This window comes from Paenibacillus apis, assembly GCF_018333295.1.
GTDB classification, from domain to species: Bacteria; Bacillota; Bacilli; order Paenibacillales; family Paenibacillaceae; genus Fontibacillus; species Fontibacillus antibioticophila.
The window spans coordinates 24,362-39,143 of sequence record NZ_BORS01000022.1; the positions used below are offsets into that span (position 1 = coordinate 24,362).

A 14,782-nucleotide genomic window follows, 5' to 3' on the forward strand; every position below is an offset into this window, starting at 1 on the left:
TAGGAAAACGTATAGCCATGCCCTCCTTCCCGTGGTGTTCATCTCCTATTTATCGTCAATATATACATCCCACTTTATAAAAGAAATCATTTTCTTTCAAAGGAAATTCATTTTCTTTCAAAGGAAAATTTAAATCAAATTTTTATTTTCTTCTTCAAGCGGCTCAATATCTCCTTTGATATGCTTTCGTAATGAAGCCTTTAAATTAGAATAATTATAGATTGCTGAGGGCTAAAAGACAGATCTGAAGAAGGAGATGATCTAATGAGATCAAAGCTTATGAATTGGCTGCTGGTTCTGATCGTCCTGATCAGCACGGTGGCCCCCGTTGGCAGTACGGCGACCGCAGCGGGCGATAAGTCAGGTGTGCTTACGAATCTGTCGGCTGTGGTTATACAGAACGGCAAGGTGATTACGGAAGCAGATACAATTAACGGAAAGGAGCCGATTGAGGTTAACGTTTCCTTTGGTGTTCCGGTTGCAGGAGACGATCCTGTTCCGCCGCAGATCATTGAATACAAGGATACTGTAAGCCTTCTTTTGAGCCAAGGCTTCTTAGCCGTGCCGGAATCGATTCCACCGCTTATGTTCGGCTCTAAGCAGCTTGCTACTGCGAGTTTGTCTCAAGCGGGAAGCACCGTAACAGCTGATGTCTATTTTAACGGGGACACCGACATTTTTGATGGAAGCGGCGGTTATTATGGTGTTAACGGAGAATTTACGGCAAAGCTTCAATATGACGACAGCGGAAGCGCGGGTGCCGAAGGTGATCATACGGTAACGATTCTTGGCAAGAACTATACCGTAAATATTCCTCCGGCTGAAATCGTGTACAATGTTGGGAAAAGCGGTACTGTGGATTTGTCCAGTCAGACGATTGACTGGCAAGTGGAAATCAGCGCAACCCAAAGCGGTAATTCACTGGATCTTAAGGATTATATATTCAGTGATGATCTAACGGGGGTAGGCGAACTTGTGGCAGGCTCCTTTGAAGTGGGGGGGACTTCTGTTGCACCCGCTATAACCGGTAATGTAATTCAATATACATTCCCGGACAATTCGGTGAGCCCGCAGTCTGTTACTTTCCAGACGAAAATTCCGGAAAATAAATATTATGCTAACGATAGTCAATCAGTAAGCAATACTGCGGAATTGCTTAAGGACAATGTCCCTGTCAAGGACGGATCGGACAGGGTGACATTTACTCCGCCGAAATGGATTGAAAAAAGCGGGGAAGCCAGTGATGAGTTCGTTGGAGGGGTATATGATCCAAGCAACCGTACGATTACCTGGACGATTACGGCCAACCGTGCGATGGCAGAACTGGAAAATCTGACGATCAAGGATCAATTGCCGAACGGCCTGTCCTTTGCTTCCGCGGAGTGGGAGATCTCGACAGACGGTACGACCTGGAATCACCATAGCGATGTTTCCGTAGAACCTGTTAACGGTGAATATACACTAACAGGAACTATCAGTGAAATGGCTCGACTGATTATCACGAGTAAAGTGACGGATACAGATACTACGACAGGCACGAGAATGTTCTACAATTCAGCGACGCTGGATTGGGAAGGCAAGCCGGCCGGAGTGAATCCGAGCACAGGCAGCATCGGAGTGGGCATCGGCTATAACGCAATTTCCAAGTCCGGAACGCTGGATAAAACCAACCGTGAGATTACCTGGACGGTAAATGTGGATGCGAAGGGACAGAACATTCCGGACATGAAGGTGTATGATCTGTTGGTCTACAAAAATAGTATTAATCTTAATACGGTAACAGCAGATCCATCGTTAGGCATTAATCTTAACGACCTTACGCCGCGCTATGGCTTGAAATATGTAAACGGCAGTTATACAGGCATTACAGGCGACGGGATTTTGAATGTTATTCCGATCGAGCAAGGCGGAGAGCGCGTTGCTGATCTACTGGAAATTACGGGACTTTTGACGAACACACCTAATAATTTTTCTTTTAAGACACTTGTTGTAGACCCGAATATTTTTGCTGGCAATAAGACTTCCAATGTATCTAACACGGCTTCCTTGTTTGCAGGGAACGATAAGTTGAACGATGCAACAGGAAACGTGGATTATGACAGCCGAACGCTGGAGAAGGAACTTCTTAAGCGCGAGGCGCAAGCCGATCTGGCCGCAGGCGTTAATATTCACCGTACAACCAACGCTGTGGAAGGCTTTGATTATATCGACAAATCGGTCATCTTCAGGCTTAGCATCAATGCGGACGGCTTGGATTTTGATACCGTGAAAAATGCGGATGATGAGGCACTGGGAGCAGCAACGATCACAGATACCTTGCCGGCGGGATGGGAATTCACGGAGATTGCACCCGGCCAAAACTTCCTTGTATTCGAGGGAACGGCAGGCTCGGGCTCTTCTGTAAATGCTGTTGATATTACGCCGGATGATGTAGCTGGCTTGACAGCCAATTTCACGGAGACAGGTAAGGCTACCTTCACCTTCAGCCCGCTGAACAAGCCTTATGTTATTTTGGTGAAAGCTAAACCGAACGAAAGTACGCTTGACGGCTACTTTAACAGAAACCAGACTTCGACGATCACAAATAACTTGCAACTGATCGCTGAAAAATGGACGCCTGGAGTATCCAGAAATCGGGGCGTTTCGATTAAGAGCGAAGTTCTTAAGAAGTCCTACACAGCTCCCCAGCAGGGTATATTGAACTGGACCGTGGATTACAACCCCTACGCCCTGACAAATGTCGGAGAGAGAATTGAAGACACGCTGCCTATCGGTCTTGATTTACGCACCGATTCCAAGGGCGCTTTGTTGCTGGGCAGCAATATTACTGCTGCGGAATTGACGCTGAAGGAGGACGGAACACTTGAGGAAGGGGATCCCGTTGCCTTAGTACTTGATGGCAATATCTCTTACAACAATACAACCCGTGTCCTTACCTTCAACATTCCGGATAACAGCAAGGCTTATCGCTTTACTTATCTGACAGACATCACTGGTGATCCGGGCTCCGTTACCAATCAGGTACGGTTGTCTAAAGGCAACGTCAACGCAGAAAATCAAGCTGTGAATTATGCAATCAGCAGTGCAGACAGCTTGGCGACAATGCAAAGAGGCGGTTGGCTGGAAATTACCAAAACGAACGGAGCGACAGCTGCGATGCTTCCGGACGCTGAATTTACCCTGTTCTCGGAGGATGGCAGCACAGCTATCCGCAAGGCTGTCAGCGCAGCAAACGGCAAGCTGACGCTGAGAGCGATCCCGGCCGGACAGTATATTCTTAAAGAGACGGCCGCTCCTTTAGGCTATACCATCGATGATACGATTCATACGGTCAGCGTGGATACTTCCGGTCCTGAGGTTGTCACTTCCATTGACGGAAAGACCGGCACTGGCTCCAACCTGCTGACGGTAGTGAACTACCTTGAGAATACCGTGGGCAATCTTGCCATTAGCAAGATAGTTGCCGGGAATGACGGAGATTTGAACAAGAAGTTTACCTTCACAGTCACATTTACCGGAGCTACAGGCACATATAGTTACATTGGAACCGGTGGTGCAAGCAATGGTACGATCAGCAGCGGCGGTACGATCGCTCTGGCTCATGGGGAAGGCATTGTTATTACCGGCCTGCCGAAGGATGCAGAATATACGGTAACTGAAACGGATTATTCCCCGGAGGGATACCTCACTTCAAGTATTGATGCTGCCGGCGTCATTGCTGCGGATGATACTCAGTCAGCGGCATTTACGAATACAAAGGATAAGCCGGGCAGCCTGGTCATTAGCAAGACTGTAGCCGGTAATGCGGCTGACCAGAGCAAGAAGTTTGATTTTACGGTTCAATTCAGTGCTTCAGGCGAATATGAATATTTCGGGAACGGCGGTGCGGCTGACGGCCGGATCGAGAGCGGGGATACCATTTCTCTGGCTCATGGAGAAAGCATTGCGATCACCGGACTTCCCAAGGATGCTGCTTATTCGGTGACAGAAGCAGATTACGCTGCTGATGGCTATACCGAATCAAGTATAGACGATACCGGGATCATCCTGACGGATTCCGTAATGACCGCCTCGTTCGTAAATACGAAAAATGTTTATGTGCCATCAGAGCCGGGTTCAGAACCTTCAGAACCTTCAGAACCTTCAGCACCTGACAATTCACCTGGTCGGGGCAGCCTGAATATCACCAAGTCTGTGACAGGAGACGCCGGTGATCGCGGGAAGAGATTTAATTTCTCCATCATCCTAAACGGCGCAGCAGGCTTCTACAGCTTCACGGGAAGCGGAGGCGCATCTCATGGTTCCATTCAAAGCGGAGGCAGCTTCTCGCTGGCCCATGGAGAGAGCATTACTATTTCAGGACTTCCCGAGGGTACAAATTATGTTGTAACGGAAGAGGATTACGCCGGAGAAGGATATGTGACCTCTAGCTCAGGTTCCTCGGGAGTGATCCACTCCGGGATGACGCATAGCGCGGCTTTTATCAACACAAAGGACACTGAAAACCATGAAGAGCCCTCGATCGAAGACGGTGGAGACATAGAGGGTAATGACGGTGAAGGCCTGCCAGATGGAGAGCCAGCCGGCGAGGATTCAGTTGACGGAGATTCCGATGTCGCCACGCCTGTCGGCAATCAAAGCGGCGAGGGAAATAAAGACAGTGAGGGAGCGGCGATGGGAACACCGAAAACGGGTGACACTTCCTTCCAGCAAGCAGCAAAGTTCGGACTCATCTTCTTCTTGCTGGCGTTGGCCGCATTATTCTTAACGGATTCTATTCTGCGAAGCAGAAAATATCCGAAAAATGAGATGAATCATTAATTAGCATGAGCAGGAACAAAAACAGACATAAAGCAATCGTAAACCGCTATGCCGGGATTCATAAGCTGCTGCGCATTTTGATGGTCATCTGTTTTCTGGGCCTCCTGTGTTCCGGCTATATCCTTATGGCTGAGCAGCGTGAATATCGTCAGGGAGATGAAGCTTATGCCCTGCTTCGGACTCAGGCAGAAAGTCCATTGACGGTAGAAAAAGACATCATTAATGTTCCTTCAGCGAACGACGTGAATCCGGTAAGAGAGATAGATTTTTCTGCCCTGAAAGAGGTTAATCCGGAGGTCGTAGCTTGGATTTCGTCGGAGGACCAGATCATCGACTATCCAATCGTGCAGGGAACAGATAATGAGTACTATTTGACTCATTTATTTAATGGCAAGAAGAACAAGCTGGGCAGTCTCTTCGTGGATTATCGGACTGCAGGTGATTTCTCGGGGCAGAATACGATCGTTTACGGTCACAATATGAAGGACGGTTCCATGTTCTCATCATTAGGGAAATATAAGGACCAGGAGTATTTTGATAAACATCCTGCCATGCAACTGTCTACCCCGTCCGGGGTATATACGGTGGAGTTTTTTGCCGGAATCGTTGCAGATGGGGACTATGAGTTTATAAGGTACCAATTTCATGATGACCAGGATTTTCTGACCTATATTGATGCATTAAAAAGAGACTCAACCTTTAAGAGCGATGTATCGGTGGCTGCTAATGAACGGATTGTTGCCTTATGTACCTGCTCTTATGAATTCAATAATGCGAGATATGCCTTATTCGGAAAGCTGGTTCAGACCGGATAAGAAACGATCACAATGTGCCTTATACAGCGGTGCTAAGGGATATTTAAATGTAAAGGCGCCAATCTAGAAGGAAATCCTTCTTAGATTGGCGCTTTTTATTTGAATTGATGCATTGCTGCCGCTGAAGATCATCGTCCCTTGCCGCGGGGCAGGAGCATTGTTATAAAAGAGAAGTAAACGGGTAATAACAAGACGAGCATGACTCAAGAAATGGACTCAGGAAATTAGAGAATCTCTAACATACCAAAGGATTGAGTAAGGAGGAAACGGTCAGATGAGCAAAGTTGCGTTTTTACTGGCAGACCAGTTTGAAGACTCCGAAATGCAGGTTCCTTATGAAGAAGTGAAAAAAGCCGGACATGAAGCGGTCATTATCGGGCTGCTGGCAGGACGGAAGGTTCAGGGCAAGCAAGGCAAGGCGGAATATGAAACGGAGATGGCGATTGCGGATGTGAAGGCTTCGGACTTTGACGCCGTCGTGATTCCCGGGGGCTCGTCTCCCGAGGGCCTGCGCGGCAGTAAGCCGATCCTGGATTTTGTAACAGAGATGAACCGGGCGGGAAAGACGATTGCGGCAATTTGCCATGGCCCTCAAATTCTGATCAGTGCAGGGCTGCTGGAGGGCAGAACAATCACTTCCTTCACGCCGCTGAAGGACGACATGACCAATGCGGGCGCTACGTTTCGGGATGAAGAGGTTGTTGTCGACGGAAATTTCGTGACCTCGCGTACGCCGAAGGATGAACCGGCGTTTGTCAGAGAATTGCTCAAGAAGCTGTAAACCAAAACTCAGGAACAAGGGAGGTAATAGAGATGGCAAAGCATATTCAGGCCTATTTCAGGAGCGAGGATGATGCAGAGGGGGCAAGAACCAGTCTGCTGACCTTTGAGACGGAACAGGTGGAAGTCGGTGCATTAGATACCTCGATTGGACGAAACGGTAATTTGTTAGTGCCATTCATGCCAATCAACGGAGGCGTATCCAATGGGGGAGGTACCGCCGGTGTTGCCGGGTTGCCGAGCACGGCTTCGGCACAGGGCGTGATTCCGGTTGTCTCCAAACAAGATTCCGTTAATGAAGAAGGAACGGTCAGGGATGAACTGCCGGATCGGCGGGAGGATGGAGTCATTGATCCGGTGCTGAATGTCGCTTCTTATAGTGATGAAGATTACAGTAACCTGAAATATGTGCTAAGCTTGAAAGCAAAGGATGAGGATTATGAAATGATCATTCACAAGCTGCGAGGCATGGGGGCATTTGTCGAACGTTTAGATTAATTAACATGTTTTTTTGTAATGTAACTGTAATATTCGTTTCATCGTTCTTTAACATTGGCTGTTTATAATAACAGCATGACCCCCTTTTAATATATTTAACTTTTGGACCTGTGCCCCGTTGGTACAGGTTTTTTTCTGTTTATCGACATATGGGCTTGACTTTGCCGCTGTACTTGCTTAAAATCATGGAATATACAGTTTGATACTGATTTGATGACGGGACAAAGTACTTCAACCCCACATCCGCAGAGAGGAATCCCATGAGGCTGGAAGGATTCTGGTGATGATTGAAGGAAGGACCTCCCCGAGAACCGACGACGAACAGCCGAAAGAAGCCTGAAAAGCTTCCCTCTCCGGTCCAGTAGACGTTAGGCGCATACGGGCGTTATCCGTTATGAAGCGAATGTTCCCTAAGTGAACATTCGGAATTTGGGTGGTACCGCGGGTGAATGGAATTCCAGACTCTCGCCCCTGTTATTGTTGACAGGGGCGGGAGTTTTTTAATGTCCAGAATTTGGATGAGCATAGAGGATGGAGGAAAAAATATGGCTTTTCAAAAACCGACCGGAACACAGGACCTGCTGCCGGGAACCGTCGAGAAATGGCAATTCATCGAGGAAAAAGCACGGGATCTGTGCCGCCGGTTTAATTATGGTGAGATCCGGACCCCGATCTTTGAACAGACTTCACTGTTTGAGCGCGGGGTAGGAGAAACTACCGATATTGTCGAGAAGGAAATGTATTCGTTCCAGGATAAAGGAGAGCGATGGATGACCCTTAGACCGGAAGGCACGGCTGGTGTTGTACGGTCCTATGTGGAGAACAAGCTCTACGGAGACCCGGATCTGACCAAGCTATACTATATCGGTCCTATGTTCCGCTACGAGCGGCCCCAAGCCGGACGGCAGCGGCAATTCCATCAATTCGGTGTGGAGGCCTTTGGCGCCACGGATCCGGCCATTGATGCCGAGGTTGTTGCGCTCGGATATCAATATTGCGTAGAGCTGGGACTGAAGGGCGTGAAGGTAGAGATCAATTCCGTAGGCAATCCGGCCAGCCGGGCAGCTTATCGGGATAAACTCTTGGCCTTCTTGCTGCCGATGAAGGACACCTTGTGCAAGGATTGCCAATCCCGGATGGAGCGCAATCCGCTTCGGGTGCTGGATTGCAAGGTGGACCAGGACAAATTCGGCGGTGCTCCGTCGATTGTGGACAGTCTGGATGAGGAGTGCAGCACGCATTTTGCCAAGGTCCAGGAGCTGCTGACCGCGATGGATATTGATTATGTCATCAACCATCGGCTGGTACGCGGCCTTGACTATTACACCCACACCGCGTTTGAGTACAAGGCGGAAGGTATTGGGGCGATCGATACCATTGGCGGCGGCGGACGCTACAATGGACTCGTCGCTGATGTCGGCGGGCCGGATCAGCCAGGCATCGGCATGGCACTCGGACTGGAGCGGATTGCTCTGATTCTGGAGAAGCAGGAAGTCGGACTGACGGCGGCCAAGCCGTTAGACGTCTACTTGATCTCCTTGGGAGAGGCTGCGGATCAGGAAATATCCAAGCTGCTGTTCAAGGTGCGGAAGGCGGGGTATTCCGCCGAAAAGGATTATTTGGGCCGTAAAATGAAGGCGCAGATGAAATCTGCTGACCGGATGCAGGCGAAGTATACCGCCATTTTGGGCGACGATGAGCTGGAGCGCGGAGAAATTGCTCTCAAGTCCATGGAGTCAGGTGAACAGCGGACGATCAAGCTCCATGAGCTGGTTGACGCATTGAAATAACTACTACACTATTTTACGAATGAAAGGATTGTCAACGTATGAAGCGTACTCATCAATGCGGCACACTTAGTCCCGCGAATATTGGAGAAACAGTAACATTGAATGGTTGGGTTCAAACCCGCCGCGACCTGGGGGGCGTTCTGTTCATCGATCTGCGTGACCGCAGCGGGATTGTACAAATTGTCTTCAATCCGGCTTATTCCGGAGAAGCGCTGCAAATCGCGGATAAGGTGCGCAGCGAATACGTACTGGCTGTCAGCGGCACCGTGGTGAAGAGAGATGCGGAGACCGTAAATCCGAACCTGCCGACAGGTGAAATTGAAGTGCGTATTACTGAGATTGAAGTATTGAATGCAGCCAAGACACCTCCGTTCTTCATCGAAGACGGAGTAGAGGTAGATGAATCGCTGCGTTTGAAATACAGGTACCTGGACCTGCGCCGTCCGGAAATGCAAAATACATTGTGGCTTCGCTCCAAAGCAGCTAAAGTGTTCCGAGATTTCCTGGATGGGGAAGGCTTCATTGAGGTGGAAACACCTATCCTGACCAAGAGCTCGCCGGAAGGCGCGCGGGATTATCTCGTGCCAAGCCGGGTACATCCGGGAGAATTTTTCGCCTTGCCGCAATCCCCGCAGCTGTACAAACAGCTTCTGATGGTCAGCGGGGTTGAGCGCTATTATCAGATCGCCCGCTGCTTCCGCGACGAGGATCTTCGTGCGGACCGCCAGCCGGAATTTACGCAGGTCGACATTGAGACTTCGTTCCTGAGCCGGGATGAACTGCTCGACATGATGGAGCAGCTCGTCGTCCGCTTGTTCCGGGAGACGAAGGGCATTGAAATCGAAACACCGTTCCAGCGTCTGTCTTATGCCGATGCTATGGGTAAGTACGGCTCTGACAAGCCGGATCTGCGCTTTGGCCTGGAGCTCGTTAACGTTAGCGACATCGTTGCCGGAAGCGGTGCGAAGGTATTTGCCTCCGTCATTGAGAAGGGCGGAGAGGTGAAGGTGCTGAATGCAAAGGGCTGCGGCACCTGGAGCCGCAAGGATATTGACGACCTTGGACCATATGCCGCCCGTTATGGCGCAAAGGGATTGGCCTGGATTCAGGTGAAGGAAGGCGAATTCCGCGGACCGATCGTGAAGTTCCTTAGCGAGCAAGAGATTGAAGCTTTGAAGACTCGTACCGATGCTGAAGAGGGAGACTTGCTCTTGTTCTCCGCCGACACCAAGAAGGTGGTGGCCGACGTCCTGGGCGCGCTTCGTCTAAAGATTGGCCGCGATCTTGGCCTGATCGACGACAGTGTGTATAAATTCGCTTGGGTCGTAGACTTCCCGCTGCTCGGCTGGGATGAGGATCAAAAACGCTATGTGGCGGAGCATCATCCGTTTACTCGTCCGCGCGAAGAGGACCTGCATCTGTTCGAGAGTGACCCGGGTCAGATTCTTGCGCAAGCCTATGACCTCGTGTTGAACGGCTATGAGGTAGGCGGCGGCTCCATGCGGATCTACAAGCGCGATGTTCAGGAGCAAATGTTCAAGGCCATCGGCTTGAGCCCGGAGGAAGCACAGGACAAATTCGGCTATTTGCTGGATGCGTTCGATTACGGCACACCGCCGCATGGCGGGATTGCCTTCGGCTTCGACCGTCTGGTCATGCTGCTTGCCGGGCGCTCCAATCTGCGTGAAACGATCGCGTTCCCGAAGACCGCGAGTGCGACAGATCTGCTGATGAACGCTCCTTCCGAGGTAGACACACCGCAGCTTGAGCAGCTTCACATCAAGCTGGCGAAGAAGCCTGGACAAGAGAAATAGCTGGGAGGATAAAGGATGCTTCATCAATTTTCACGGACCGAGCTAGCTATTGGAGAAGAAGGGCTCGAAATTCTAAAGAACAGCACAGTAGCCGTTCTTGGCGTCGGCGGCGTCGGAGCGATGGCTGTAGAAGGACTGGCACGTACGGGCATCGGCCGCATCATTATGATCGATAAGGATGCTGTTGATATTACTAACATCAATCGTCAGATCCATGCCTTGACGACTACAATCGGACAGAAGAAAGCCGATCTGATGTGCGAACGGGTTAAGCTGATCAATCCGGAATGCGAGACGATTGCACTCAATATGTTCTATACGGAAGAAACCTATGAGGAGCTGTTCAAATACGACATCGATTACATTTTGGACGCCTCGGATACGATTATTTACAAGATTCATCTCATTAAGGAATGCCGCAAGCGGAACATTCCGGTTCTGTCAAGCATGGGAGCCGCGAACAAGCTGGATCCGACCAAATTTCAGGTGGCCGACATCTCCAAGACGCATATGGACCCGATGGCCCGAGTCATCCGTACGAAGCTGCGTGAAGACGGGATCAAGAAGGGCGTAAAGGTGGTATTCTCAACCGAGCCGCCAGTACGACCGCGTAAGGATGTTACGGAGAAAATTGTGTCTCCCGAGGCCAAAATCCGTAAAGCCAAGCAGCCGCCGGCAAGCAATTCATTCGTTCCGCCGGTAGTGGGCCTGATTATGGTCAGTGTGGCGGTACGTGAATTACTGGAAGCAGGGGGAGTCAAATTGTAATCTGCCCAAAGGTGCAGCATCGGTCGTTAGACCGGGCTGCGCTTTTTGTGTTCGCAGGCATCCGGAGCGGTATTCGCTTTTTCAAATAACGAGTGCTATAATAAAACTCCTTTTGACTTCGGAATTTTCTAGATTTTAGGAATCGATGTGCCGGGGCAAAAAATAAAACCTTAGGAGGTAACTGAAATGGATGATTTTCAAAGTGCCTATCAAGAAGAGAAGCAGCGGCTGGATGACATGCTGCAGATGGTCGACAGCCAGTTGACCCGGTTAAAGAGCATTCCGGTTTACACGGGCCAGGATTTCACGGAACAGATGCTGGAAGCCCATCGGGAAGAGAGCAGGCAGCAGCTTGCGCGGTCGGTGCGGGAGCCGTACTTCGGAAGGCTGGATTTTGCAGAGGCGGGAAAGAACAAGAGCGAGCTGTATATCGGCAAGCAAGGGGTGTATGATCCCGAGAGCAGCAAGCCGGTCGTCATCGACTGGCGGGCTCCGGTAGCGAGCTTGTTCTATTCATTTACGGGCGGCGATGATGCTTCGTATGAGGCACCGGAAGGCGTGATAGAAGGGCTTGTGTACCTGAAGCGGAACCTGGTGATCAGGCAGGGCATTCTGGAGCGGGTTGCCGACACGTATAACCGGGAGAGCGAAGGCCCGGCCGTGTCCGACGAATTCCTCGTCTATCGGCTTGGCGAGAACAAGGACAACCGGCTAAGAGATATTGTCTCTACGATCCAGGCGGAACAAGACTTGATTATCCGGGCAGCCAAAAATACGGCACTGATCATTCAGGGAGTTGCGGGGAGCGGAAAAACCACCGTCGCTCTTCATCGGCTGGCCTTCTTGCTCTATCAGTACAAGGAGCAGATCAAAGCGGAACGAATGGTCATCTTTGCTCCCAACCATATGTTTATTGATTATATCTCCGAGGTACTGCCTGAGCTTGGCGTAGGAGATATCCAGCAAAGCACATTTGCGGATTGGGCGGCGCGATTGCTTGATTTGGAGAATGCGCCGCAGGACGATGCAAATGAACTGACGCGTTGGTTCGATTCATTGGATCATCGACAAAGTGTTACGCATTCCGGCAAGGAGAATCTGGAGTATCCGGGCAGATTTAAAGGCTCGATGGCGTTTAAGTCTATTCTCGACGGCTATCTGGATCGTCTTGAGCCCACATGTGTACCCGAGCAGGATTTCGAGCCTTGGGATGGAGCTAAGCTGCCGTTTAGCGTTATCGCCGACTGGTTCAATGGCGAATACAGACATTACCCGATTGCAAGGCGCAAGGAAAGGGTATTGGCACGGATTCATCGGTGGATTGAAATGGAGCTGAAGAAATCCCCGTCAGCAGCGGCTCTGAAGGAGCGGAAGAAGAAGGCGCAGCAGCGGGAGAAGTCCTATGCCAAGAAATGGCCGGAGCTGGACTCGCTCGCTATTTACAAGAGACTGATGCAGGATAAACCGGACGGAATACCTTCCTCAATTTTGAAAGAGACCCGCTCCTACTTGAAGGAAGGCCAAGTAAAGGAAGAAGACCTTGCCGCATTATTATATATTTTCTCCAGAACCCAAGAGATTGAAGGGGAGATGACCTTTGACCATGTGGTTATCGATGAAGCCCAGGATTTCAGTCCGTTTCAGGTGGCTGTGCTTGACCGGTTCGTCAAGGGACATTCCTTCACGATTCTGGGCGATCTGTCCCAAGCCATTCATTATTATAAGGGCATTCAAAGCTGGGAGGAAATGCAGACTCTCTTCCAACCCGAGGACACCGCATATTATGCCTTGACCCGAAGCTATCGTTCCACGATGGAAATTATTGATTTTGCGAACGGCATTCTGGAACGGGGAGTCGGAACGGACCTGCTGGCTGTACCGGTATTCCGCAGTGGAGAGCCGGTCAACCTGCTCAAGATAACAGAAAGAGACAGGGAAAAGGGGATTGCGGAGACGTTGACGAAAGTGCTTGGGGGCAGCCACCGGACTGTCGCTCTCTTGACGAGGACGATGGAGGAGGCCCGTGAGCTCCATGAGACGCTTGCAGCCAAGAGCTTCGATATTCATTTGATCGGCGGAGAACAGCGGCAATATACGGGAGGGATTTCCGTGCTGCCGGCATATTTATCGAAGGGACTTGAATTTGATGCAGTTATCTTGACGGATGTGGATACAGCTCACTATGGAGTCCACGACGCAAGACTTCTTTACGTCGGTTGTACCCGTGCGCTGCACGAGCTATGGCTGCTTCATGGCAGAGAATTGCCGCAATACGTTCATTCCGCAGCGGAGTAATCATCTCGGGCATCACGGCATTGTTGTTAGGCCTCGTCGATCGGCATCTTGCGCAGCGAGAACTCATCGAGATCGCGATCCGCCTTGAACTGATTGCATTCATTGCAGGCACAGACACAGTTGAGCGGGGTCGTATGCCCGCCTTTCGCTTTCGGCAGCAAGTGATCAATCGTATCCCCATACCCGCCGCAAAAGAAGCAGGTGTGATGATCGCGCGTCAGAATGTAACGCCGGAAATCCTTGTTGCTGTATAGTCTGCGGATCGTATGACGGTTAACGACGACCGCGGCATACTCCTTCACAAGTGTGACGGCTAATTCAAGCTCAATCTCCTGATGCCATCGGCTGCCTTTGTCTGTCCGCCCCCGCATTCTGATCTTTCCTTGACGGTTCGGTCTCAGCAGACTGGCATCGGGCTGGCCTTGCGGGTATATGGGCGGTACAGGTAAAGAAACATGACGTAATGACTTATCCTTAGTGGAAACGGAAGCAAGTCCCGTGTGCTCGAGCGGAGGAATTCCTTTTAATGCTTCGGCCTGCTTCACCTGCTTCCTGCAGCTGCGGCAGGTTCCGCGCCGGACTCCCTTGCCGTAACGCTTTCCGGTTCTTTTTAGAAAATGGTTGAGCGGCTTTTGCTCTCCGCACCGGATGCAGCGCTTGCTGCCCGGAATTGTATTCTCATTCATTTATGTATCCTCCACTGATTCAATATCCTTATTATACCTTGCAGAGTCTGAATCCCCTAATAAAACCAAAAGGGCTGCCGGTTTACGGCAGCCCTTTAATACTTATTCAGATACGGTCGCCGCCTCTCGATGAGAGGAGCGCACCTTGCACACGATCTTCCGAATGCTCTCGTCGGACAGAAAGAACATTTGAGCCAGATCGCTCACGGAATGACCGTTATCATATAGCTTATAAATATTTTCATTACGTTTTGCCATGGATGTGCGGGTCCCGCTGAGTTCACCCCAGGAAGCCTTGGCGCATTCCGGCTTGGGTATGTACAGCAGTTCTCCCTGAATGTAGCTTTGAAGCTCCTTCAATAGCCTAGGGGGAAGCACATCCTTCCCGTTTTTGTAGTTCACGATCATGATCCTCCTTATAACTTGCGTTCTGGAGTGTATTTACCTGGCTTTTGTTAGTGTTCATGGTCGCAACTCCCCCCTTTCGTTCGAATTAGAATTAAGATTTGGATTTA

The 14,782-nt window shown here is 50.3% G+C and carries 10 protein-coding genes; 8 read left to right on the forward strand and 2 right to left on the reverse strand.

Annotated elements, in window-relative coordinates:
- Positions 1–264: 264 nt before the first annotated feature.
- The 8 genes from KI362_RS22660 to KI362_RS22695 all read left to right on the forward strand — a co-directional run bounded on the left by KI362_RS22660 (position 265) and on the right by KI362_RS22695 (position 13,581).
- Complete coding sequence (locus tag KI362_RS22660; protein WP_301630645.1) at positions 265–4,821, forward strand: DUF7601 domain-containing protein; 4,557 nt, start codon at positions 265–267, stop codon at positions 4,819–4,821.
- Between the two features lie 5 nt (positions 4,822–4,826).
- A complete protein-coding gene (srtB, locus tag KI362_RS22665; protein ID WP_301630646.1) occupies positions 4,827–5,636 on the forward strand; it encodes a class B sortase in 810 nt (269 codons plus the stop codon).
- A 274-nt stretch (positions 5,637–5,910) separates the two neighbouring features.
- Positions 5,911–6,417 carry a type 1 glutamine amidotransferase domain-containing protein gene (locus KI362_RS22670; protein ID WP_301630647.1) on the forward strand — a complete coding sequence of 169 codons (507 nt, stop codon included), beginning with the start codon at positions 5,911–5,913 and terminating at the stop codon, positions 6,415–6,417.
- A gap of 32 nt (positions 6,418–6,449) precedes the next feature.
- Complete coding sequence (locus KI362_RS22675) at positions 6,450–6,914, forward strand: hypothetical protein (protein WP_301630648.1); 465 nt, start codon at positions 6,450–6,452, stop codon at positions 6,912–6,914.
- Between the two features lie 545 nt (positions 6,915–7,459).
- A complete protein-coding gene (hisS, locus tag KI362_RS22680; RefSeq protein WP_301630649.1) occupies positions 7,460–8,704 on the forward strand; it encodes a histidine--tRNA ligase in 1,245 nt (414 codons plus the stop codon).
- Positions 8,705–8,742: 38 nt separating this feature from the next.
- Positions 8,743–10,518 carry an aspartate--tRNA ligase gene (aspS, locus tag KI362_RS22685; RefSeq protein ID WP_301630650.1) on the forward strand — a complete coding sequence of 592 codons (1,776 nt, stop codon included), beginning with the start codon at positions 8,743–8,745 and terminating at the stop codon, positions 10,516–10,518.
- A 15-nt stretch (positions 10,519–10,533) separates the two neighbouring features.
- Positions 10,534–11,286, forward strand: coding sequence for a tRNA threonylcarbamoyladenosine dehydratase (locus KI362_RS22690; protein ID WP_044479649.1), 753 nt, complete (start codon positions 10,534–10,536; stop codon positions 11,284–11,286).
- Positions 11,287–11,472: 186 nt separating this feature from the next.
- A complete protein-coding gene (locus KI362_RS22695; RefSeq protein ID WP_301630651.1) occupies positions 11,473–13,581 on the forward strand; it encodes a HelD family protein in 2,109 nt (702 codons plus the stop codon).
- A gap of 26 nt (positions 13,582–13,607) precedes the next feature.
- On the opposite strand, the gene KI362_RS22700 is transcribed toward KI362_RS22695, so the two are convergent.
- Positions 13,608–14,267 (reverse strand): HNH endonuclease, encoded by a 660-nt coding sequence (locus tag KI362_RS22700; RefSeq protein ID WP_301630652.1) that lies wholly within the window; start codon positions 14,265–14,267, stop codon positions 13,608–13,610.
- A 102-nt stretch (positions 14,268–14,369) separates the two neighbouring features.
- On the reverse strand, positions 14,370–14,669 hold the full coding sequence (locus KI362_RS22705; RefSeq protein WP_044480080.1) for a CD3324 family protein: 300 nt from the start codon (positions 14,667–14,669) through the stop codon (positions 14,370–14,372).
- Positions 14,670–14,782 lie beyond the last annotated feature (113 nt).